At 55.1% G+C, this 23,727-nt stretch carries 18 protein-coding genes; 9 read left to right on the top strand and 9 right to left on the bottom strand.

Going from position 1 to position 23,727, the window contains the following annotated elements:
* Positions 1 to 566 precede the first annotated feature (566 nt).
* The 5 genes from SV7mr_RS18985 to SV7mr_RS18965 all read left to right on the top strand — a co-directional run bounded on the left by SV7mr_RS18985 (position 567) and on the right by SV7mr_RS18965 (position 6,576).
* Entirely contained in the window at positions 567 to 971 is a 405-nt protein-coding gene (locus SV7mr_RS18985) for a hypothetical protein (protein ID WP_145275680.1), read from the top strand.
* Between the two features lie 162 nt (positions 972 to 1,133).
* The gene (locus SV7mr_RS18980; RefSeq protein ID WP_145275678.1) at positions 1,134 to 1,904 is read left to right on the top strand and encodes a gamma-glutamyl-gamma-aminobutyrate hydrolase family protein; all 771 of its coding nucleotides are present in this window, start codon (positions 1,134 to 1,136) and stop codon (positions 1,902 to 1,904) included.
* Between the two features lie 586 nt (positions 1,905 to 2,490).
* The gene (locus SV7mr_RS18975; RefSeq protein ID WP_419187610.1) at positions 2,491 to 5,316 is read left to right on the top strand and encodes a CRTAC1 family protein; all 2,826 of its coding nucleotides are present in this window, start codon (positions 2,491 to 2,493) and stop codon (positions 5,314 to 5,316) included.
* Positions 5,317 to 5,574: 258 nt separating this feature from the next.
* Entirely contained in the window at positions 5,575 to 5,988 is a 414-nt protein-coding gene (locus SV7mr_RS18970; RefSeq protein WP_419187609.1) for a tellurite resistance TerB family protein, read from the top strand.
* Positions 5,989 to 6,135: 147 nt separating this feature from the next.
* Positions 6,136 to 6,576 carry a tellurite resistance TerB family protein gene (locus SV7mr_RS18965; protein WP_145275672.1) on the top strand — a complete coding sequence of 147 codons (441 nt, stop codon included), beginning with the start codon at positions 6,136 to 6,138 and terminating at the stop codon, positions 6,574 to 6,576.
* A gap of 9 nt (positions 6,577 to 6,585) precedes the next feature.
* Here SV7mr_RS18965 and SV7mr_RS18960 read toward each other — a convergent pair whose 3' ends face one another.
* Both SV7mr_RS18960 and SV7mr_RS18955 read right to left on the bottom strand, forming a co-directional pair.
* Complete coding sequence (locus SV7mr_RS18960) at positions 6,586 to 8,238, bottom strand: ThuA domain-containing protein (RefSeq protein WP_419187608.1); 1,653 nt, start codon at positions 8,236 to 8,238, stop codon at positions 6,586 to 6,588.
* A gap of 126 nt (positions 8,239 to 8,364) precedes the next feature.
* Complete coding sequence (locus tag SV7mr_RS18955) at positions 8,365 to 8,676, bottom strand: hypothetical protein (RefSeq protein ID WP_145275667.1); 312 nt, start codon at positions 8,674 to 8,676, stop codon at positions 8,365 to 8,367.
* 503 nt (positions 8,677 to 9,179) lie between these two features.
* Here SV7mr_RS18955 and dnaX point away from each other — a divergent pair.
* The gene (dnaX, locus tag SV7mr_RS25910; protein WP_473163653.1) at positions 9,180 to 11,255 is read left to right on the top strand and encodes a DNA polymerase III subunit gamma/tau; all 2,076 of its coding nucleotides are present in this window, start codon (positions 9,180 to 9,182) and stop codon (positions 11,253 to 11,255) included.
* A gap of 122 nt (positions 11,256 to 11,377) precedes the next feature.
* On the opposite strand, the gene SV7mr_RS18945 is transcribed toward dnaX, so the two are convergent.
* Both SV7mr_RS18945 and SV7mr_RS18940 read right to left on the bottom strand, forming a co-directional pair.
* Complete coding sequence (locus SV7mr_RS18945) at positions 11,378 to 11,851, bottom strand: transthyretin-like family protein (protein ID WP_145275665.1); 474 nt, start codon at positions 11,849 to 11,851, stop codon at positions 11,378 to 11,380.
* Between the two features lie 81 nt (positions 11,852 to 11,932).
* Complete coding sequence (locus tag SV7mr_RS18940; protein ID WP_145275663.1) at positions 11,933 to 13,024, bottom strand: DUF1559 family PulG-like putative transporter; 1,092 nt, start codon at positions 13,022 to 13,024, stop codon at positions 11,933 to 11,935.
* A gap of 590 nt (positions 13,025 to 13,614) precedes the next feature.
* On the opposite strand from SV7mr_RS18940, the gene SV7mr_RS18935 reads away from it, so the two are divergent.
* Entirely contained in the window at positions 13,615 to 15,468 is a 1,854-nt protein-coding gene (locus tag SV7mr_RS18935; protein WP_419187607.1) for an arylsulfatase, read from the top strand.
* On the opposite strand, the gene SV7mr_RS18930 is transcribed toward SV7mr_RS18935, so the two are convergent.
* Positions 15,469 to 15,993 carry a gamma carbonic anhydrase family protein gene (locus SV7mr_RS18930; protein ID WP_145275661.1) on the bottom strand — a complete coding sequence of 175 codons (525 nt, stop codon included), beginning with the start codon at positions 15,991 to 15,993 and terminating at the stop codon, positions 15,469 to 15,471.
* Between the two features lie 371 nt (positions 15,994 to 16,364).
* On the opposite strand from SV7mr_RS18930, the gene SV7mr_RS18925 reads away from it, so the two are divergent.
* Positions 16,365 to 16,982, top strand: coding sequence for a hypothetical protein (locus SV7mr_RS18925; RefSeq protein WP_145275659.1), 618 nt, complete (start codon positions 16,365 to 16,367; stop codon positions 16,980 to 16,982).
* A 193-nt stretch (positions 16,983 to 17,175) separates the two neighbouring features.
* Positions 17,176 to 18,459: a Gfo/Idh/MocA family protein gene (locus SV7mr_RS18920; RefSeq protein ID WP_145278656.1), complete on the top strand. Its 1,284-nt coding sequence runs from the start codon at positions 17,176 to 17,178 to the stop codon at positions 18,457 to 18,459.
* Here the strand turns inward: SV7mr_RS18920 and SV7mr_RS18915 are convergent.
* From SV7mr_RS18915 to SV7mr_RS18900, 4 genes are all read right to left on the bottom strand, one after another.
* Complete coding sequence (locus SV7mr_RS18915) at positions 18,456 to 19,370, bottom strand: bifunctional metallophosphatase/5'-nucleotidase (RefSeq protein ID WP_145275657.1); 915 nt, start codon at positions 19,368 to 19,370, stop codon at positions 18,456 to 18,458. The genes SV7mr_RS18920 and SV7mr_RS18915 overlap by 4 nt on opposite strands.
* Before the next feature lie 17 nt (positions 19,371 to 19,387).
* Entirely contained in the window at positions 19,388 to 20,326 is a 939-nt protein-coding gene (locus SV7mr_RS18910; protein WP_145275655.1) for a 5'-nucleotidase C-terminal domain-containing protein, read from the bottom strand.
* 296 nt (positions 20,327 to 20,622) lie between these two features.
* On the bottom strand, positions 20,623 to 21,753 hold the full coding sequence (locus SV7mr_RS18905; RefSeq protein ID WP_145275653.1) for a protein-glutamate methylesterase/protein-glutamine glutaminase: 1,131 nt from the start codon (positions 21,751 to 21,753) through the stop codon (positions 20,623 to 20,625).
* A gap of 159 nt (positions 21,754 to 21,912) precedes the next feature.
* Complete coding sequence (locus tag SV7mr_RS18900) at positions 21,913 to 23,589, bottom strand: CheR family methyltransferase (protein ID WP_145275651.1); 1,677 nt, start codon at positions 23,587 to 23,589, stop codon at positions 21,913 to 21,915.
* Between the last annotated feature and the right edge of the window lie 138 nt (positions 23,590 to 23,727).

Here is a 23,727-nt window from a genome sequence, read left to right as displayed (position 1 = left end):
CGAAGATGAACCCATTGGTGCATCACCACGTACGAATGCAACAGCCAGGTAACTTTCACCGGTGTGGCGTGCTGTGATGGCACTGATTCCCAAGAGCAATTGCCTCCAGCGCGGCGATCCTCCTCTAAATGCGTCCACCGTTGGAGTGAAAAGTCTTTTTTTGCTAGCACGTTTATTTCAATCAGATCCTGGATTCTTTTATTGCTAGCACTGTGTGTCGTTGGGATTCGTTGAAAGTCCCTACATACAGGCTTCTGAAAAGAAGTTTGAGAACTCCTGCAAATTTGATTTGCAAAGGTTTGCGCAATCGATAGTTTTTTGCTCACCGCCATGGGGCAACCCGACACCAAATCGGAACGCATGCCGGCGCGTGAATTGAAGCTAAGTTGTGGATCACGAGGCGACAGCGTTCTTTTGAATGAACGTTTTGTTCGCTCAGCGGCCACGACTGACTTGATTTGCAACCAGATTCGGCTGGTCTGTAAGAGCTGTGTTGATGGACAAGGATTGTTCGCAACACACAAACTTGAGCGGGCCGGAAAGACCTAAATGAAATGCACAACGGAATGACTTCATTGGAACGGATACCAACCACGGATGGACTCTACGCCAGTCGCAATACCAGCCAAGATGGCTTGGTTTGTGGTGGTCGCGCAAGCATCGGTCGCCAGTTGATGGCTGGTCGACGGAGTGATTTGCGAACACCGCACGACACAGCGTTACAGGACTTAGGGCGAACGGAAAGCGAAGCCGCATGCGATTGGTCAACTCGACCGGTCGCACTTGGGTTTTTGTTAACCAGACGTTCCCATCTGGTCGGGGCCTCGGCTCCCGTCGCCACTGCACAAAGGAATGTGCTGGCGCAAGCGGAGCATTCACCATTCCTGCGAAGCCTTCACTGTGCTTCCGGGAACCTACCTAGCAATGATTACACCGCCAGTTGGTTCGCAGGCCAATTGCGGCATCCGTAAGACCTAGCCCCATTGCCGGCATCCCTTGCAGGACGCAATTGCCGGACTAAGCAAACCAAGCGACTCAGCAACGTGATTGAGTCAATCAGCACTACATCATTCATTCAGCGTGCATCATTTACCTAATTCGCACGCGACGTACTTTTTAAGAGGAAAAGTAGGATGTCAACCAACGCTTCAAGCGGCAGGCCCTTGATCGGAATCAACTGTGACTTCAGAGCCGCCGATCGGCTTAAGCCAGGATTCGTGTTTTTGGCCGAAGGTTATTTCCAGTCCATCATCAATGCCGGCGGCATCCCCGTGGTCATGCCACCGATGGAAGACGCGGACGCGGTGGCACGTGTCTTAGATGTCGTCGATGGCTTTCTCATGATTGGTGGTGGAGACTTGGATCCACGCAACGACGGGTTCATGCTGCACAGCAGTGTGCGTCCGATGGATCGAAAACGCGAGCAAAGTGATCGCATGTTGATCGCTGAATTGGCTGAACGTCGCATTCCTTTGCTGGCGATCGGAACCGGAATGCAGCTGCTGAACGTGCAACAAGGCGGCAACCTGTTCTTGCACATTCCAGAGGACTTGCCAGAGGCCGTCCCGCACTCGGATTATCAAGATCCATTCCACCGACACACCCTCGAGATCGTCAGTGACTCCCTGATCGGCCGAGTGTTTGGTGACGGCGAGATTCGCGTCAGCAGCAAGCACCACATGGCCATCGACGAAGTCGCACCAGGTTTTCGCGTGACCGCACGCTGCCCTGATGGGGTGATCGAAGCGATCGAAAGCGAAATGATGGATTGGTTTGTTGTGGGAACACAATTCCATCCCGAATGCGGCGCCGCATCCGCCCTGGAAATTCGCATCTTTGAAGAGTTTATTGAAGGCATCGTTGCCGCTCAGCAGAATACCGAAGACATTCGTTTGGTTGCCTAGCAGCAGCCAATCGCCGCATTTCCGCGGACTCTGCCGGCTTCGCAAGGACGCGAAGAGTTGACATGGAAGTCGGCCGGCGGGTCGCGCGGATGATGCAGCCAGCGAACGCATCGCAAGACGCACTTGCTTCTTCAAGGCGGTATTGTTCTTCAAGGCGGTATTGTTCTTCAAGGCGGTATTGTTCTTTAAGGCGGCATTGCCCGTCCGAATTCAGTCCGCATGCTGCTGGCACCCTTGCTAGGCTCTGACGGCGCAACTCATCACGCTGGAAAACGCTGTTTTTTTTCCCGCCGGGGACTCTCTGGCAGCGCTCGCGACAAGACTCGCAGGCAATTGTGGTTATCCTATGACAGGTGATCCAATTCTTGTGTCTCGTTCGGGCAGGTCGGTAGTGGACTCTCAAAGCCTTGCAGCTGTGGTTTGGTTTCAGAGATGGAAGACGCTTGGGGCGAATGCACTCGGCGCGTTGCTTGTCATGGCGTTGCTCGTCATGGGGTTGCTCGTCATGGGGTTGCTCGTCATGGGGTTGCTCGTCGGATGTGGTGATTCGTCCACCTCGTTGCCGGTCCCACCACCAAGGTCTGACGTGCGCGTTACCGACCCCGCGGCCACTGCCTCCGATGCGTTTCAACGGGGTGATTTTAAGCGGGTTGAATCTGTGCTCGCTCCCCAGTTGGCCTCTGGATCGCTTGATCCACCCTCGCTCTTCATGCTTGCCGTTGCCTATGCCAAGCAGCAGAAGTTGCTGCTTGCACTGGAAACCATTGATCGGATCCCCGTCGGGGCCGGTCAGGCCTATCTGGCGGGACTGGGGCAGTCAGCGGATTGGTTGATCCAAGCGGAGCGGTACACAGAAGCAGAGGCCCGACTGCGGAAACTGACGCAACGGAGGGATTCGGCGGTCGCACATCGCTTGCTGGCTCGGTTGCTAAACAACCAAGGGCTGCGATATGAGGCGATCGACAGCATGCGAGCCCTGGCGCGTCTGGGCGCTGCGACCGAAGCAGAGCTTTATGGAATGACCACCTTCTCCAACCCCTTTATTCATCGTGGACTGAATGCATCGGCCGTTGTGATGGAGCCAACGGATCTGTGCTGGGCACGCGTTCGAGTTTATGAAAACGAGCTCGACAAGGCGCTGGCGATGACGTCTCGAGTTTGTGCCGTCGCCAGTTTGTCTGGGAACGGGGAATCTGAAAACGGTGACACGAATGGCGGCGGGGGCGCGGCGTTTGCCTTCTTGGGCCGGTTGTTGGTCGCGTCAGCCGACAACCGCCGCGTGCAGCAATGGCTTGAGTCGTGTCCAGAGAGTGTCAGGGAACAGCCTGAGTACTGGGCCGCGTTGGGAATCTATTTGCAGAACAATGCTCAGCACGAGCCCGCCGTGCGTTGTTTTCTGGAAGCTGTCTCGCGAGACGATACGGACATGAACTCGTATCTTGGATTGGCGCGTTCGTTGTCTGTCCTGGGCAATCAAACCGCATCGGCTGACGCGCTGCGGCGAGCTGAACTGTTGGAACAAGTGGATTACATCGCCTCGGAAATGCAGCGTTCCGATCAGCAATTGCAAGCGATGCCGGTTCTTCTGCAACAACTCGGGCGCACGGACGAAGCGAAGGCTTGGCTAAAAGTGGCCAGTCGCAGTCAGCTTGCTGAGGTGACGTTGCCGCCGCTGAATGACGCAGCGGGTTCAGCCAACTGGCGGCGCTGTGGGCTGGCATTGGACAATTGGCCGTTGCCCGAACAAGACAAGTTGAGAACGCTGGCGGCCCAATCTGCGGGCGATTTTCCCATCACGAATGAGCCGCTGATCCTGACCGATGTGTCGGCCGACGTTGGATTGAACATGCAGTACTTGCCCGGTCCAGAGGGGACCGATGTGGAGCGGTTGTTCATGCATCAAACCGGTGGTGCCGGTGTGGGCGTCGTCGATTACGACTTGGACGGACGCAGTGATTTGTACTTTGCCCAAAGTTCAGGCTCACCGCATGCGACCGATGCCAGTGAGGGCAATCAGTTGTTTCGTAACTTAGTCGAAGGCAGCTTTCAGGTCGTCAGTGATCAGGCCGGAGTGACCGATGCAGGCTATGGGCAAGGGGTGACCGTTGGGGATCTCAATCAGGATGGGTTTCCTGATCTGTTGGTTGGCAATCTGGGCGCCAATCGACTGTACTTGAATAACGGCGATGGCACGTTTACCCCCTCGAAACTTGGTCCGGCCGAGTTGCCTGACTACTGGACCACTTCGCTGGCCACGGGCGATCTGACTGGCGATGGTCTGCCGGAGGTTTTCGAGGTCAATTACATCGAAGATGCGCGCGTTTGGGCCGCGAAATGTTTCTTGCCCGGTGAATTCCCCTGCAATCCGCAAAACTATCGAGCGATGTCGGACCGCGTGCTAAGCGTGCAACCCAATGGAGCCATTGTGGCTGAGGATCGGCTCGCAGAGGTGGAGCCAGGATACGGGTTTGGGCTGGTGCTTGGGCAGCTTGATCAGGAACCGGGAAACGATGTTTTCGTGGCCAATGATACGACGAGGAACCATTTTTGGACCCTGCCTGCTGAGTCCAAAACGAATGCGTCTGAGTTGGCCGAGATGGTGGATGTTGCAGTGCTACGTGGTTGTGCGATGGCAACGTTTGGGGCTGCTGAAAGCTGCATGGGGGTTGCCTGGGGGGATTTCGACCGCAATCAACGGCTCGATTTTCACATCACCAACTACACCGAGGAACCGTCAAATCTGTATCTGCAAAACGGTTCGGGTTTGTATGCTGATCAAGCGGCACAATTGGGTCTTGCCAGCGACACTCACCCGGTGATCGGATGGGGGACGCAGGCGATTGACATCGCAAATAACGGATGGAGTGACTTGGTCGTTCTCAATGGTCACCTGTACTCGGAAATGGGCGAGGGAATCAAGTATCGAGACGTCCCGCAGCTGTTCCGCCGCGGTGCAGACGGTTTTTCGTTGCAACAGGCTGGGCTCCAACAGGCGTTTTGGAATCGACCAGCGATCGGCCGTTCGTTAGCAAAACTGGATTGGAATCGCGACGGCCGAGTCGATTTGATTGCCTATCACATTGACACGCCAGCCGCTCTGTTGGAAAACCAAACCGATGCCGGTCACTGGTTGACGGTAAAGTTGGTTGGGACGGTTAGCGAACGTGATGCGATTGGTGCCGTGGTCACGCTCACCTGTGGAGAGCAGCGTTGGACGAATTGGTTGACCAGTGGCGACGGCTACTTGGTCAAGAACGAAGCCGTCCTGCATTTCGGAATCGGGAAAAGCCAGAACATTGATCGCCTCGAAATTCAATGGCCGTCTGGTTTGCAAAGTGTTTATCAGGATTTGAAGGTGGACGAACGTTGCTTGGCCGTTGAACAGCAAGTGTCTCTGTTTAGCGAACCGTGACGGGGCCTATAAGACGCATTGATTTCGGCAGAGTCCGCTGTGTGTCGGTGGCGTATTTTCGCCGCATTCAGTTTGCCCTGCGTCAGGCAGATTGCCCCGAAGTATGAATTCTCACTTCGTTTCTTGAATCTCGCAACATTGATTGGTTGGGGTTCGGTGTGCTGGTTTACCACCATGCCAGATGGTGGGTCATTTGGATTCACACACACGTTCAATTTAAGGAACACTCATGGGGATTTTGACGCCCTGTTCAGCGGCATGGAAACGCGAACGAAGCTGACCAGCCAAGAGGCTTTTGCCGGGATTCTGCTGGCATCGAGTGCCTGTGACGGGCACATTAGCGACGAAGAGTTAAGTCAAATGTTTACCGCGATTTCTCGGATGAAGTTGTTTGAGCGCATCAACGAAAAAGAGTTTCATAAGGTCATGAACAAGCTGATGGGCGTGCTGAAGAAGGACGGCCCAGAGAAGCTCGCCGAAGGCTGTGCTGCCAGCCTTCCCGATGGTCTGCGACGTGGCGCCTTTGCCAATGCTTGCGATATCGTGCTCGCCGACGGTGTTGTCGACGAATCCGAGAAAGAGTTCATCAGCCTGTTGACTCGCTGGCTAAGTCTGGAAGCCAACGAAGCAAAAACGATCGCTCAAGTCATGGTGATCAAAAATAAAGGCTAAAGCGGAACAGGTTTCATGAGACTGTCCCATTCAATCCGGTGGCAGCGAACGGCGCGTTTTAAAGCACCCGTCTCCCCAGTTTCGAAAGAACAACGCTGCATCTTTCAGCACAGAACAACACCACACAAAACACTCAGGAATTCAGTAATGTCCCTTTTTGACGATATTTTAGGAGAAGCCGAAGAGCACCATTTTGGTCCTCAGGAAGGATTTGCCGGCGTCATGCTTTGCGCCTCGGCCTGTGATGGACACATTGGCGACGATGAGGCGCAGGCCGTCAATCAGATGCTTGGTAGTAAGAGTTTGTATTCGCGATTGTCGCCCCAGCAGACCGGTTCGATGATGGACCGGTTGGTGGGACATCTCGAACGCAAAGGCCACGAGCAATTGTTGCTGAAGTCTTATCCAGCCGTGCCGCCGGAGTTGCGTGAGTGCGCGTTTGCAAATGCCGTTGATATCGTTCTTGCCGACGGAGTCGTCGAGCAAGAAGAACGTGAATTCATTGATGATTTGCAAACAAAACTAGAGATTGATGCGGATCGTGCAAAGACCATCGTCAAAGTCATGGTTTACAAAAACCATGGCTAAGCGTCGCGATCACGGACGGGCCGCGTTGTAGCGTTGGTTCTGTGCCGAAATGGTTTCCAGGCTGGGCAGCGGTTGATCGCAGGCCCAGTGGATGGCGGCAGCAAGGAAGGTTTGAAACTCGGGGTGGCTGAAGTCGTTTTCATGGCCCAATGAGGTGTAAAAGCTGCGGCCCGCATCGCCGCGAATGAAGGTCCAAGCCACCGGTTCACTCTGGCCGTCGTCGAGTGAACCCTCCAGCAACACCCGAGTTCCGTCGGCAAGCGGTTTGACTCGGTAGAGCGATCCACTTGGAACAAGCTTGCCGATGTCGCCTGTCTTGATGATCGGATGGTCCGCGCTGTCTGCGATCTTCAACGTGCTCTTTAAGCCATTGCCAAAGTGGTTGGTGTAGTTGCCGCCAAAGACGTCGGCGTCAAATGATTCCCAGGTCTCTGTTCCCGTCGGGGACGGTTTGCCGCGAAGTGAAAACGCATGGTTGGCGGTGCGGATTCCAATCACCGGTTTGCCGGCCGCGACAAACGCTTCGATGCGTTTGAGGTCCGCTTCCGGTAAGGCTCTTCGACGCGCACTGATCAGCAGCGCGTCAGCGTCATCCAAGGCCTCCATTCCCGGGATCGAGTGCCGCTCGGTTTCGCTGCCATGCAGAATGGTGACACTGAAGTGCTTGGTCAGATGTTTGGCAGCAAAGGCAGGCAGCGTTTCGTTGGTCTTGTATTCGTCTTCAGCCACCAGCATGACCAGTCGCGTGCGTTGATCGTTGGCAAAGCGAATCGGTTCGCCGCCCAGTACTTGGTCACTGGTGATGGTTGGGCAGACGTGACGTTCAATATGACTGACGATCAGATCCGTGCCACTGAAGTGACTGGCATAAGGCCAGGCAGCGGGGTTGTACATCGTATCGGTTAGGTCACGCACCAGCACAACGTTCTTGCCATTGGAGGCGAGTCGTCGCAATCCAAACGGGCGTCCCAGCACACACATGTTGGTGTGGACGCCAACCATGATGACATTGTCAATGTTCCTCGCGGCCAGAATGCTCCAGACCTCGTTGCCGTTATCGCTGATGTAGTCCTGTGACTGATCAATCGTCACGACGCTGCACTGGGCTTGCCAAGGACGGTTGGGGTTGCGGCCCAGTTTGATGATGCGCTCGGTCCACTGCTTGTTTTCGTGCGGTTCATCATCGCGTCCACCGTCGGACTGATCCAAGGGATACTGGCCTTGCTCCTCAGCGGGAATTTGGTAACACCACTTGCCAATGTCGTCTGGAAAGTTTTCTGCAGCAGGTGTCTTGATGGCGCGTTGGCGCGCTGGCGTTTCAGCGTACGTGTCCATACAGCCACTGGGCGCGTGGATGATTGTGGCCCCTTTTTCACGCAACGTGTTGCACAAATCGTTGATCCGCGGCGCAATTTGATTCACTCGCCGCACGGCATTGACACTGGTGTGGGCATCCCAAACATCACACACGATGACTGCGGTTTCAGCCGCTGACCAGTTCTGTGCTCGATGAACAACGTGATAGCGACTTGACCCTTGCTGGGTCGGTTGCTGAAGACGAACCTGTAAGCTAATTGCTTGGCTCTGGGGATCGGCGGCCAGGCTATCAGAAGCAAGCCATGAGATTGCTGTGAGCCATGTGAAAAGAAGTATCAAACGCATGCTGGGGGAATCCGTTTGGAAGGTGCGAGAGAAGTGATCGCCGTGGATCGCTATCATAGCCCATTTCCAAAACGGATTCGTGCCTGCCAGCGAAGCTCGTTCACTGGATGCTAGATGCCCTCCGGCCTAACGGCAGCGACGGCTGTAGCGACCGCGGTCGTAATAACGCGAGCTACCGTAGGGGCTTCCATAGCGTGGAACAACCACGGGGCCGCGGTAGAAGCCAGGGCTGTAGAACCCGACGGGCGGGCGGGACACAGGAGTGCGGTAACGCCCGTAGCTTGGGTATCGATAGGAGCGATACGCGGGAACATTGGAGTAACTAAAGCCGCCGACGGAAATGCTGAATGCGCCACCGGCATCCGCCGTTGAAGGAGCCATTACGGAGCCAGCTGCCAAGAGTGCCATCGCAGCGATCATTGTCATCATGCGTTTCATCTTTCTATTTTCCTTAGGTGGTAGAAAAAGGAGTTTGAGGTCCGGGGAGGAACCATTCAGAGAAGCACCGGGTGTGCCAAAGCACCGCCAGAGCTTGAGGAAAAACGGCAAGGGGTTATGAAAAAGCTGCATTTCAGCGTCTTGGCCTCAAGAAACGGGGTCTTTTAAGGATTTGGGTTGAGCGTTTTATCGAGCCGAGGCAGCCAGCGAGTCTGGTCCGGGATGTTGTCAGTTCGATGACGCCGTACTCGTTTTGACTCGCCGTTGCGTCAAAATGATGGCGCTTCGGGCTTTTCCGGCCGTGAGAGAGGTTTCATTGACTGGCTCGCCCGCAGTGGCCCGGTCGAATGTTCGCACCAGGAAACGCTGCGATGCGATTTCCCCTTTCCGTCGCCGTGCTTCGCCCACTCGATTGCCTGCTTCGGAGGTGTCCTGATCGTCGGGCGTTGTGGTCGTGAATTATCAGTGCAGCGCCATGACCAACTTGGGTTTGATCGTGTAGGATGCTCACTGCCCAAACGTTCCCAGTCTCCCCATCCGATTCATTCATTGCCGCTTCGCTCATGGTTGACGAATCTCCGCAATCTTCTTCGTCCACGCCAGATGCTGCTGCCGCCGATCCGTCGCTCGCTGGTGACGATTCTGGCTATGTGGTGGTCGCACGGCGTTATCGGCCAAAAGATTTCACGCAGTTGGTGGGCCAGGAGCACGTCGGTCAAGCGCTGACCAACGCGATCGAAACCGGGCGCGTCGGGCATGCTTACTTGTTTACCGGTGCCCGAGGAGTGGGCAAGACCAGCACGGCGCGGATCTTTGCCAAGGCGCTGAATAACCCGGGCGGTGCGAGTGCTGAATTTGATCACGAAAATGACATCGCTCAGGCGATTGATGCCGGTGAAGACATTGACGTGATCGAGATCGACGGGGCCAGCAATCGCGGGATTGACGAAATCCGTTCCTTGCGAGCGAACGTGGGTGTCCGCCCCAGTCGTGCTCGTTTCAAGATTTACATCATTGACGAAGTTCACATGCTGACCACAGCAGCCTTCAATGCGCTGCTGAAAACGCTGGAAGAGCCTCCCGAGCATGTGAAGTTCATCTTCTGTACCACCGACCCCGAGAAGCTGCCCATTACGGTGCTCAGTCGGTGCCAGCGGTTTGATTTCGCGCCTGTTGAAGTCCCCAAGATTGTTGGGCGGCTGCGAGAGATCGTCATCAGTGAGCAGATTGATGCCGATGACCAAGCCCTGGAGCTGATCGCCAGGCGGGCAGCCGGCTCGATGCGTGACAGTCAGTCGCTGCTTGAGCAGGTGCTGAGTTTCTGCAGTGGCAAATTGACGCCCGACCAAGTGCACTCGATGCTGGGGACTGCCGACGATCAGCGTTTGCATGCACTGGCTCAATCGATGGCAGCTCGAGATCCCGCTGAAACATTGCAGCAGCTTGACCTTGCCGTCGACGCCGGAATTGATGCCGGCCGTTTAGCTGAGCAGCTACTGGGGTACTTTCGTGACTTGATGGCAGTCACTGTCGGTTGCCAGCCAAGCATGCAGCGGCACACCCCCGCGTCGATGTACGATGAGTTGCAAAACCTGGGGAACCAGTGGGGCTTGCAAACGGTGCTCGCCGTGGTGGGCATGCTGGATGAGACATTGGTGCGCATTCGGCATAGTGTCTATGGGCGTGTCTTATTGGAGGCAACGGTGATTCAGATCTGCAGTTTGCCCGACTTGCAGGCAGTCGCTGACCTGGCCGCTGCGGCAGCCCAGCAAAAGCCGCTTGCCGGAGCCAATTCACGAAACAATCCAGCAGCCGTACCGAGAGCCTCCGCCGCCGAAAAAAAAAAGGTGACGCCAGGTCCTGAGCATTCAGCGGGGCCGATGAGCGAAGTTCAGTCGACGGTGCCCTCTGCTGCCGTTGCCTCTGCGCCGGCCAAATCAGGTCCAACTTCATCAGAGCCAACTGGATCCGTTCAGTCGGCAGCGTCATCGGGGCCCCCGGCAGCGTCTCGGTCACAGGCCTCCGCGGCCGAGCCGGCTGCCCCAATACCGGCTGCCCCAATACCGGCTGCCCCAATACCGGCTGCCCCAATACCGGCTGCCCCAATACCGGCTGCCCCAATACCGGCTGCCCCAATACCGGCTGCCAAGACGGGCGCTGTGTCCATTCCTTTGAGCGCGGCCAATCTTTCCAAGCTGATTGATGCCGCATCTCAAGGCGTCGAGCCGATGACGGCCTCGTTCATCTCCACAGCGCACTGTAGCTTGAAAGATGAGTCGACCATCAAGATGGAGTTTCCGGCCGGAGCTGGCTTGGCTCTCAAACGCATGGATTTGCCAGAGCATCGCGGGCCGTTTTGCGAAGCGCTCAGTGCGCTCGCTGGTCAGAAAGTGGGAATTGAATTGGTTGCGTCCAAGCGGGCGGCCGATCCTAAAGCCGCACCGGCCAAGGCGGTGTCTCCGAAGCAGAGCGCCAAAGAGCGCATGGAGCGGATGCGAGAAATTGAAGCGCACCCATGGGTTCAGACCTGCGTTGAACAGTTTGACGCGCAGATTGTCAAAGTCGATCCCAAGCGCTAGCCACACGCTGTCGCTCGGTCACCGGTTGCAATCAAAAAAAAACGGGAAGTCTAACCTGAGTTGAACTTCCCGTCTGTCTGATTGTGAGGGTTCCTTGATGGTTTAAGGATCCGTTCGCAGTACTAGATCGCCAGTTGGATGACGTTGGGTCCTTCTGCAGTGACCTCGGCGGACAGCCCTTTGATTTCACCCGATGCTGCGCCGGGCCCACCACGCTTGGTGTCTGGCTTCGCTTCTGGGTCAGCCATCGGAGCCAAGGTGCCCTCGGCACTGTCTGCACCTCCACCGGAAACCTGGGTCACTGGCGCGGCGTTGACGCTGCCACCAATAATGGTGACAGAGTGTGTGTCCACTGCTGCGCCGGGGCCTCCGGTTGAGTAGCGAAGTTCAAATTTACCCTGGGCGTCGGTTTTGCCATAAGAGGCAGCTCCGTTGTTGACCGGGTAGAACTCGACTCTTGCACCGACCAGGGGTTGACCTTGTTTGGTGACCACGCCGGTGACTTCGGCAACCGGCGGATGATCGGCTCCACCACCGCAGCCAATGATTGGGAAGGCAAGAGCCATTACGGCAAGAGTGCGAATGAAGTGACGCATGATTGGCCTAGACTTGATCCTTGTGAAAGCTGATTCGAAATTGATCAGGCAACTGTTGGGTTGATTGAAACAGGGTTGAGATTAAAGGTCTGAATCGTTGATTGGCTCACGATCTTCCCGATTGGAAAGCAGTGATAGAATCGAAAAGCGAATGCTCTCGGTGATGAATTCAACCGAACCATCCGCTTTGGCGAACTGAGCTCCACCGCCGTGGGTCGACGTGAAGATCGTGTGGTGACCCGGACGGCCATACCAGTAGGGGCCAATGCCGTATGGATCCAGATAACGATTGGTGGGCGAGTAGTTGATGCCGACGCGAGTCGAAGCGATATTCAGGCGATAGGCTTCGAAATTATTGTGCACGGCACCACCACCACCTGACCAGGCTCCACCGTGCCAGTTGCCAGCTCGTTGGTCGTAGAAGTTAGGGTCAGCAGAATTGTTAGCTTGCACGCGAATGAAATCACTTTGTTCGCCGATCATTAGTGTGTTTGACGTGCCGTCCAAGATGGAGGCAAACTTCACCACTTCCAAGTTGTTGTCGTCGCGGGCAACAACAACGCCGTTGTAGTCGTTCATTCCCAGGTAGCCGTTCCAGCGTGATTTGCGCTCGTTGTAGTCACCGGAAACACCAACGTAGTTGGCGATCTGATTCTGGATTTGGTCTGGAGCACCCAGTGCGCGGGTTGCACTGCTGGTATTGTCGATCCGGAAGTTTGGTAGCGGGCTCGATGGGCAATTGAGCGTCGGCACAATCAAGCCATCATAGGTTTCCCAGTTCAAGTTGACGCCATCTCGTGAGGCAAAGTCATTGCCAGCGAAACGTGTTTGACCGTAGGCCGCTGTTTGTTCCATGAACGGCAGAATCTTGACGATCCATGAAGCTGGACGTTCGATGCTCGAATCGGTCAGCTCACTGGCAGTCGGCATTTGGCGGAAGGTGTCATGGTACATGTGCATGGCCAGCCCCAATTGCTTGAGGTTGTTGCTGCACGACATTCGTCGGGCCGCTTCACGAGCCGCTTGAACGGCTGGCAGCAAAAGGCCAACCAGAATGCCAATGATGGCGATCACGACCAGCAGTTCCACCAACGTGAAACCTGATCGATGGGGTGGACGGTGATTGGGTGAGTGTTGCGATGGGTCGCAAGCGGATTGTCGGTTGACTGTCATAATTAATGGCTAATGATAGAAGGGAACGGGTGTCATTCATTGAAAGCACCGCTGCAAACTGCCGCGATGTGCAGAGTCCTTTGATTGACTCGCCCTCATTGCATTGTTGGTGCCAATCGCAGAGTGATGCTCTGCCACCGTTTTGCCCTCAACGCTTGCGGATTCGTTGGGGGGGCGATTCTCCCGTAGATTAGCAACGGGATGTCGTTGATTCGACCTTAGAGGGTGTAGGTTTTTCGGGTTTATTTTCCTTTTGGGAGATGTTGGTGGCCGCAATGGCATGTGAGCAAGCCCCCTTTTTAGTGTGGAGGTGCTGAAGTTGTGGTCATTGTATGCCCAAAAGAGTTGCACAGTTCCGCAGTTTGGCCCGTGTCGAATTCAGTCTCGTTGGACCAATCAAGTCGTCGTCTAGCCCCTTGACTCCTCCTCTGCGCTCAGTTTTGAGCGGCTAACCGACGCCGCTGGCTGTCTTTTATGGGCAACATCCTTCCCTAGTGGTTGTCGAGAGGGCTTGTGTGGATCGCTTGTTGGTTCACAGATATAATCGGCTTCAATTCCTCTCTCGACTTCCTCGTCCGTGCCCACCTGAAATGCCCCGGTTTCCTATGCTTTATCGTTCTGCTCTGAGTGTCGTTGCCCAGCTGAGTGTCGTTGCCCAGCTGAGTGTCGTTGCCCAGCTGAGTGTCGTTGCCCAGCTGAGTGTCGTTGGCTTGCTGGCAATGTGTTTCTCTTCGTTCGTCATGGCGGACCGCCCCAATGTGATCGTGATCATGAGTGATGATCAGGGAGGTGGCGATTACGGATTCCTGGGCAACGAGGTCATACGAACCCCGCAGCTTGATCAAATGCGAACGCAGAGCACGCTGCTGAGTCATTTCTATGTCAGCCCTGTTTGCGCTCCGACCCGCGCGAGCTTAATGACGGGCCGATACAACTATCGGACGCGTTGCATTGATACCTATGTCGGCCGCGCGATGATGGATCCCCAAGAAGTGACGGTCGCGGAGTGCTTGCGCGACGCAGGGTATCGCACGGGAATCTATGGGAAATGGCACCTCGGTGATAACTATCCGCTGCGGCCCATGGATCAGGGGTTTGAAGAAAGTCTGATCCATCGTGGCGGTGGCATTGGGCAGCCATCGGATCCAATCGGTGCCGAAGGAAAGTACACCGATCCGACGCTGTTTCTAAACGGCGTGGAAACGCCGATGAAGGGTTATTGCACCGATTTGTATTTTGACCATGCGATGAAGTTCATTGGTCAAGCCGTCAAAGAGAAGCAAAGCTTCTTTACCTATCTCGCAACGAATGCTCCTCATGGACCGTTCCATGATGTGCCTGAAGACCTCTATCAGGAATACCTGAAGGTGGACTTCAAACCGATTTTGATCAACAAGCGACTCAACCCCCAGCGATTGAAAGCGGAATCGGACAAGTTGGCTCGCATCGCCGCGATGATCACCAACATCGACCAGAATGTTGGTCGTTTGCTGAATCACTTGGAACAGCTCGGTGTCAAAGACAACACTATCGTGATGTACTTGAATGACAATGGTCCGAACTCGATGCGTTATGTCGGCAACATGCGTGGGATGAAGACGCATGTAGATGACGGAGGGGTTCGCAGTCCATTGGTCTTCCATTGGCCGAAACAAGTGCCTGCCGGTGGCGAGCTCAAGCCGCTGTGTGCTCACATTGATTTGATGCCAACCATCCTGGATGCGTGTCAGGTGCCATTGCCTGAGGGCATCAAGATTGATGGACGCAGCTTTCTACCGCTGTTGGCTGAACGTAAAACGACTTGGCCTACCCGGCAGGTTGTCTTGCAGGCTCATCGTGGGAATGAGCCTCAAGCGTTTCACAACTTTGCCTTGCATGAAGGTCGTTGGAAGTTAGTGCATCCGAGTGGATTTGGAAAAGAACGCTTCACCGGCGCGGCGAAGTTGGAACTGTATGACCTGGGCACTGATCCGCAGCAGCGACATGATTTGGCGTCTCAGCGGCCGGAAGTGTTTCAGCGATTGAAAGGTGCGTATCAGGCTTGGTTTGACGATGTGAGTTCTTCGCGTCCGGACAACTATGCTCCACCGAGGATTGTGATTGGCACCGATCACGAACCGGTGTCGGTGCTGACGCGTCAAGATTGGCGGCATCAGTCCGGGCGTCCTTGGGGAGCGGACTCGAATGGTTTTTGGTTGCTGGAATCGCCAGCCCCGGCAACCTATGACGTCGAAGTCATCTTTCATACGGAACCCAAGCAGGGGCGGGCGCAAATCACCGCCGGTGAAACGCAACTGGAAATGCAGATCGACGCTGGCAAGAAACGTGGGCAGAGCGTGCGGATGAAGCTGCCTGCTGGAAAATTCAAACTGCAAGTTGATGTTCAGTTTGACAACAAGGTCCAGGGCCCGCATCAGGTGATTCTGACCAAGGTCAACGGCTGATCAGTTTCCCAGGTCGGCCTGCTTGTAAGAATCGATCAGCGATTGATAGTGTGTGGCCGCATGTTGGATCATGCGTTGATGCTTGTCCGTCGTTTGGCCGCGAATCTTTCCTGGCAGTCCGGCGACGATCGAGTGGGGGGGGATTTGCATTCCCTCGGTGATCACCGCGCCAGCTGCGATCAGGCTGCCCTGTCCAATGCAGGCGCCGTTCATGATGACGGCGCGCATTCCGACCAGGACATTGTTTTCGATGGTGGCTCCATGGACGATGGCCCCGTGGCCTAGAGTGACGTCGTCGCCCAGGATGCAGGGGTAACCTGGGTCCGCATGCAGAATGCAGTGATCTTGCACATTGCATCCTCTTCCTAATTTGATCTGTTCGCAGTCGCCACGGATCACGGCTTGGAATAAGACAGACGTCTTCTCTGCGATTGTGACATCACCAAAGACGGTGGCGTTATGTGCAATGAATGCTCCCGAAGCGATTTGATCCTCGCGAAAGCTGGTTTGGGGTGTGGGTGACATGCAGTTGTTTCCGGGTTGGATCGTAGGGGGTTCGTTGTGATGCGTTGGTTATTTTTTAATGGAAAGACTGTGTAGCCACTCGTAGAAGTGATTTTCAAGGGGTGTTCTTGACGTTCTGCAGACGGGGTAAGCCAGTCTCAATCGGTACGATTGGAAATTCCATCTGTGTCAGGCCACCAGATTTAGGGCTGCCATGAAAAACCAGGGAAAAGAGGGTGGCGCACGAGTACTGTAATCGTTCCTTAACCAAAGCCTTACGAGTTGAGAGAGTTGCCCGCAAGTAGGCAAACGCGATCAGAGCCGCACAAGTGTTCGCAAGACAACTCCTGGCAGTCCACTTGTTTCCTCTAGTTTGTCTTCCCTGAATATCCATGCAACAAGAAACAAAGATTAAGTGTGTCGTTGGTGTGCCCGAGCAGTGGCTGGTTGGCGAAGTTGACGTCAACGGCATTCGCCTGCAGGACCGAATGAATGATACGAGCACTGACTTTCTGTCGGTCGATCATGTCAAGTATTTCTGGTCCGGTGGCAATCAGTTATTGGCCCGTTCTGCGTCTGCAACGCTAAGCAAGAAGTCGATCCAGTTTGTCGGGGTGATGAAACCTCGCAATGAAGCGCCCGAGCAACGGCTCTCACGCTATAACAATCGGGACATTTACCTGGCAACCGTTTCTGTTTCCGGGTTGATTATCAAAGGATCGTTGCACTTGCCAGAGCTTTCCCAAGCCAACGAACTGTATATCCTTTCCCAGTCCGAGAGGTCTTATTTCCCCCTGACCAATGCGGTGGTTGCCTGCCGTTCGCTGGCCAACGAGATTCGTTTTCCCCTGCTGATGGTCAATCGTCGCTTGGTCAACAGCTTGCACGTTGGGTTGCAGGAGACCGATCCAGAGCAGGTCAGTCAGTCGCTGCATGAATTGGATTCGCACGCTCCGGCGATCACACTTCCGTCAAGCAGTTTGCCTTCCTCGCCAGTGGTGACGTCTTAAGCGGTTGCTATAAGAGTTTCACACGCTTGCTTTGAGGCGTCCCGTGGATCGTTGGGCTAGGTCTGCACGGGCTGGCAATTGGGTTATAATTGTCGATTGATGACGATTGGCAAGTTTGTTTGTGTCAGAGAAGTCTCTGGCATTCAGCTTCGTCGAATTCCTTCGCAAACCCTCCTTCTGTCGGCCCACTCTGATGTCTCATGCCTTCAATCGACGCCAAGGACTAGCTGCGGCTGGTTCGGTGGCTCTCGCTGCCGCTTCTGCGCGGCATCTTACTGCACAAAGTCCCAACGAAAAGCTCAATCTGGCCTGCATTGGGATTGGCGGCCGCGGTGCGGCAAATGTTGGTGGGGTGCGAGGAGAAAACATTATCGCGCTAGTCGATGTCGATCAGCAACGCGGTAAGCAGGCCTTTGAGTCACATGCAGGCGCGAAACGCTATGCCGATTATCGTGTGATGCTGGATGAGCTTGGCGGTAAACTCGATGGAGTGGTGATCAGTACGCCGGACCACACTCATTTTCACCCCGCCTTGGCGGCCATGCAGCTTGGTTTGCATGTCTATCTGGAAAAGCCATTGGCTCACAATGTTTGGGAAACCCGAACGTTGACCGATTTCGCGCGTGAGAAAAAACTGGCGACGCAGCTGGGTGCTCAGCGACATACCAAGAGCAATATGCACCGCGTGGTTGAATTGATTCAAAGCGGCGCGATCGGAAATGTGTCAGAGGTTCACAGTTGGGTGTCAGGCAGTCGAGGCATGCCATCGATGCCAACCGATCGCCCTCAGCCACCGGCAACGCTTGATTATGACCTGTGGTTGGGACCGGTCGCTGGCCGTCCCTATCATCCGTCCTTCTGTCCTTATGGATGGCGATTCTGGTGGGATTTTGGTACCGGAGAAACCGGCAACTGGGGCTGTCACATTTTAGACATCCCCTTTTGGGCTTTGGGATTGCGATATCCCAAACGCGTTGATGCTTCGGGCCCGGAAGTTGATGCCGACCGCACTCCGAAATCAATGTCGTGCCATTTGGAATTTCCGACCAGCAATCAAGACTCTCCGGTCAAGCTTCACTGGGGACATGGAACACCAGCGATTCTGAGCAAGCTAGGCCTGAACGCCAGCGGTTGCAATAACTTGTTTATTGGTGACAAAGGCATGCTGCTGTGCGGGTTCGATAAGCGTCAGCTGTTGCCCGAGGATCAGTTTGCAGACTTCAAGGAACCCGAAAAGTTCATTCCAGATTCGCCTGGCTTTTATCGTGAATGGATCGATGCCTGCAAAGGTGGTCCTGCAGCGACGTGTCATTTTGACTATTCGGGGCCGATGGCTGAAACCGTCCTGCTAAGCAATGTCGCCTATCGAGCCGGTGGCTTTGATTGGGATTCCAAGAATCTGTCCACCGGCCAGAACCAGAAGGCCCAGGCGTTGATCAAAGAGCCCTATCGCAAAGGCTGGGACATCAAGGTTTAAGCGATTCGGTAGCGTCCCGCATTGGTCTGCAGGGCATAACCATCGGGCGAGAACATGATGTCAATGCGTCCTAGCCGCAAACCGGCCCAGCCAACTTGATGAATCAATGTTTGGCGGGTCGCGGACTGTTTGATGATCTTGGGCTCGCGCATGAAGGTATGCGTGTGCCCGCCTAGGATCAAATCGATCCCGCTGACCTCGTTCGCCAGAGCCAAGTCGCTGACTTTGTCGCCGTCATATTTGTAACCCAGATGGGATAAGCAAATGATCAACTGGCAGCCTTGGTTTTTTAGATGGGCAACGGTTCGCTTGGCGATCCCAATCGGATCTTGGTAGGTGACGCCCTTGTGCCAGGCTGGCAGTACCAAGCCGCTCAATTCGATTCCCAGCCCAAAGATGCCTACTTTGACTTGCCCCAATTGTCGCGTGGTCGATGGACTGACATGTGGGGCTAAGTCTTTCGAAGTGACGTCATAGTTCGCAGACACCAATTCAAAGCTGGCATGCTGGAGTTGTTTGGCCAAGCCTTTAACTCCGTTGTCAAAGTCATGGTTGCCAATGGTCGCCACGTCGTACTTTAGCGCCGACATGGTTTTGATTTCAATCTCGCCCCCAAAAAAATTGAAGTAAGGCGTGCCTTGAAAAAAGTCACCGGAGTCCAGGAGCAAGACGTGTTTGTGCTGTTGCCGAATTTGTTTGACTAACGTCGCCCGCCGGGCCGCCCCACCCTGCCCTGGGTAACGTGGGTGGTCGGCAGGAAAGGGCTCCAGATAGGAGTGCGTGTCGTTGGTATGGAGCACAACCAGTTGTTGCGGTTTTTCCAAGCGGCGAAGGGCAGCCTGGGAAACGCCCGCCACGGAGGTCATGGCGGTTGCGGCAAGCCAGCTTCGGCGTGAGTAAACGGGATTCATCGGGCAGTTCACTAAAGTTATTTCGAGTGTTCGCTGTCTTGTTTTGATGCGCTGTCTTGCGGTGAAGTGCTGGCGTCGGCATTCAGTGGACTAAACGCTTGGACATATTCCATCATCGCGTCACGCCACAAGATGGGCGTCTCGGTTCGCGACGATGCCGCTTGCAAGAGCGTGTACTTGCGTCCAATGTCTGCCAGGAAATCTGTGGTGACTAAGCGGTACACGGAATCGGCCTGTAAGGCTTTTCCACCGACTTCAAACTGATTCGGTGACACTGTCTTTGACTGAGGTGCCAAGTCCGTGATCCCCGAAAAGGGCTCGCCACCGTTTCGCCCCAGTTCGGCGTAAAGTTTGGCAAGCTGTTGGCCATTAAACTCCAAGACCACCAAGCGGTTTTCAAACGGCAAGAGCTGATAGATGTCCGATCGAACAATGGGGCCGACTGGAAGCACTGGTAATCGGATGCCGCCATGATTGGCTAGGGCAACGTCGACCTTTTGATCCAGGGTTTGATTCAGATGCCACACCATCGAGTCGGTGACCAGTGATCCCAGTGAGGGAATGTGATTGCCCCGACCAACGGTGCGAGCAACTGAGCCGATCTCTTCGCTCATCTCTGCTTTGATCGCAGACGAGAAGGGCTCAAGGAGCTGTTCGACCGCTGGGTCACCGGAAAGCTTGTCGTCGACCGGAGTGGACTCGCCCGTGACGGAGCTCAATTCAACCGTCGCAATCGGCGGTGCTGGTTGGACAGGCTGCGGTGGTGCCGGCGCGGTCACCGCGGCAGGCGGTTCGGCAATGGGGGCCGCTGCGGGGGCCGGTTTCCAGCCCAAAGCAACACAGCCCAAAGCGACCATCAGCAGCCCGAGCATCCAGCCTAGTCGCGAGTCTTGAAGGCCAAACCGTGAACCGCGAGAACGCCAATTGAACTTGCCAGGCATAGGCCGCAACGTCATGGGAAAGGACAAATGAAAGAGAAACTGGCGGCACCGAAATCGCAACCAAAACGCGATCACTTGTGCCGTTGATCGTGACTTGATTGTAGGCTCAGGTGTCGTCACGTGCCAGCGAGGAATCTCGGATTGGCAGCGCTGTCACCCAAAGCTGGGAACGCCAGGGACAAGGTGAAGCCGCGGCCGGTTCAGAGCAGACAGACGCTCGTCCTCGCTGGCTGTGATCAAGCTCAGCTCAGAAAGTGTGAAGATTTGCCGGTTGACTGCGCGTCGATGGTCTGGCGATCAACCTGCCAAGGCTATCGCTTGCGAAGCATGCGTGCCAATCTGGATGCGATTTTGTCCAAGGGAAGTTGGGTTTGCACGGCACCAGCTTCGTGGGCCAGTCTTGGCATGCCATACACAACAGAAGACGCTTCGTCCTGGCCGATGGTGGGTGAGCCCGCGTTTCGCATCGCCAGCAAGCCCTTTGCACCATCGTTGCCCATGCCGGTCAGAATCACTCCCACGGCGGCTTTCCCGTACAGCTCCGCGACGGATTCAAACAGGACATCGACTGCCGGTCGGTGACGATTGACTTTGGGTTCTTGATTGAGCAGCACTTCGTACTTGCCGTTGACCTTTGCCAATTTCATATGCTGGTCGCCGGGGGCGATCAACGCATGGTTCTTTCTCAGCGGAGCGCCATGCCAGGCTTCTTCGACAGTGATCTGAGAATTCCGATCGATTCGCTTGGCGAAGGAGTTTGTAAACTGAGCCGGCATATGAATGACCGCTACGATGGGCGGTGTTTGCGCCGGCAAGGCAGACAGCACGGCGGGCAAAGCATCTGCGCCACCGGTTGATGTGCCGATCGCAATCAGTGCTGGTGCGATGCCCGTGATCGCCGCTTCATTGCTCACACGCGTCGGTGCCACGGCGGTGCCACCACCGCCACGACTGAAGGAGGGTGCCGGAGGCGCGCTGTTGGTTGCGGTCGTGTTTGGGCCTGCACTGGATACACCGGGCGGACGCTTGCGCGCCGCGATGTTGGCGCTGGCGGCATGCTTGACCTTGTAGATCATCTCGTCGGCTTGCTCTTCCAGGGTCGCATCAATGCCAGCCCGCGGTTTGCAAACAAAGTCAATCGCGCCAAGTTCCAAAGCACGAAGCGTGATTTCACAATTCTCTTCGGTCGCTGAGCTGACCATCACGACCGGCATTGGCTGAGTTTTCATCAGCTTTTCTAAGAATGTCAGTCCATCCATCCCCGGCATGTTGACGTCCAGTGTGATCACGTCGGGTTTCAGCTTGTCGATCTTTTGCTGTGCAAACTCGGCATTCGAGGCGGTTGCAATCACGTCCAGATCGGGATCCTGATCCAAAATCTTGGTCAGAATCTTGCGCATCACCGCGGAATCGTCAACCACCAGGACTCGTATTGTGGACATTGTTGCAGTGATAAAAATAGATGAAAACTAAATGTCAATCAGTAGATGTTTTTCAAGTCGCAGCGAGGTTGGATCAGCAACGACGCTGCGGCATGTCTTCTGTTGTGAACGCCTGTCGAGTTCTCAGTTGAATGGCCAAGCCCAAGGCGGCGTCGCGTTTTAGAACAAAGTGATGTTGTCGTCCGATGCTTCATTCTGATGAGGAACGTCGGCCAAAACGGGGACACGGAACGTTTCTTCTTCTTTCATGTTGATCGCTTTGCTCTCTACGGGTCTCACCCGAGCCCGGCCTGACATGGGGAAGAATTGGACCATCAAGCCGGAGTCGCAACCGAGTAGCTCTGACTCAATCGGGATGGATTCCACGCGTAAAAATTCCTTGATGAATTCCGTGTTGCGCTGCCCAATGCTGTTGGTGCGCCGCATCCCTTTGACCACGTTGCCGCCGCCGAAAACTTTGGCTTTGAGGCGACTGCGTTCCCCGCCGAGGCTCATGATTTCATTGATCAGCAGCTCCATCGCGTGAATGCCATAGCTGGAACAATTTCGCGTTCCCGCGCCATCGGGTAACAAGAAGTGATTCATTCCACCCACATTGACTTTTTCATCGTAGAGGCAGGCGGCAATGCACGAGCCAAGCAGCGTCGTGATCCAGACCGGTGTGTTGGCAGCCTTGACTTCGCCAACAATGATGGAGTGCTTGACGGTGCAGGTGGACAGATTGCCGTTGGCGGTGATTCGAGTGTGTTCGTCCAAGTGAGCAGCAACGTCCGCAGCAATCTTTTTGGGGCCCGCAGCCGTCTGATTGGCGTTGCGAGCGGCGCGCCGATTGGCAGCCTGTCGACTGGCTGACAGTTGGCCGCTGGTAGGAGGTGGGGCAGCCGACCGTGTCGTGGCTCGCGACGACACGGTCGGCCTAGCGGGACTTGCTGTTGGGGCGTTTTGCCCCGGTTGGGCCGCGACGGGTGCCTGCGCAGGCGGGCTTTGCGAGGCATTGACTTCGGTGCGAATAAATGTGGTTTTCCCACAGGTTTGATACAGGTTTCCAACGGGAGTCAGTGATTCCGAGTGGCCCAGAATCAAGTTCTTGCCAGGATCTTGGTACTGGGAAAAACGTTTCAGCAGACGTTCTTGAGTGCTGTTGTCAAAGTAGATCATGACGTTCCGACAGAAGATCACATCGAACTTCGCATTCACTGGCCATTGATCGTCCATGAAATTGATTCGCCGAAAGGCAATCATTTCACGCAACTCGGGTTTCGCTTGGATCTTGTCCCCGTCTTCAAGCGTCTGAAAGTAACGGCTGGTGACATACTTGCTGAGCCCGATCACTTGATGGGGATTATAGATGCCCTGTTCTGCATGCTGTAAGACATTGGTGTCAATGTCGGAGGCCAAGATTTTGAAGTCCCAGGAGAACTCTTTGGCAAACGCTTCGCGAATGGTCACGGCGATGCTGTAAGGTTCTTGGCCGGTGGAACAGGCTGCACTCCAGATTCGCAGTTTGCGCGGTGCCTTGCCTGCTTTTGCGTCGCGAATCATCTGCGGAAAGAGCGTCGACTTGAGGAAGTCGAAGTGGTGATTCTCGCGGAAGAATTCCGTCTTGTTGGTTGAAATGGAGTTGATCAGTTCGACCATCTCCTTGCCGTCGGGATCATTCTGTGTCACGTGCTTGTAGTAAGCCTGATACGAAGTCAGGTTCAGAGCACGCAACCGTTTTCGCAAGCGAGACTGCATCATGACCTGCTTGCCTTCTTGCAGGTTGATCCCCGATGCCTTGTAGATCAGGTCTCGTATCAGTTGAAACTCCTTTTCACTGAGAGTCGGTTCGCTCATGGTGATTCATCATGTTGTGAGATGGTGGTTGGCAAGTCAGTCAAGTCGCAGCGCCGGTGGGGAAGACAAGCATTCAAGGTGGCTGATTTCAGGTCCACCTGGAACATTGCTCTGCCTCCGCCATGCAGTCTCATCAAC

Source organism: Stieleria bergensis (assembly GCA_007745635.1).
GTDB lineage: Bacteria > Planctomycetota > Planctomycetia > Pirellulales > Pirellulaceae > Stieleria > Stieleria bergensis.
This window is presented reverse-complemented; position numbering and strand designations above follow the sequence as displayed.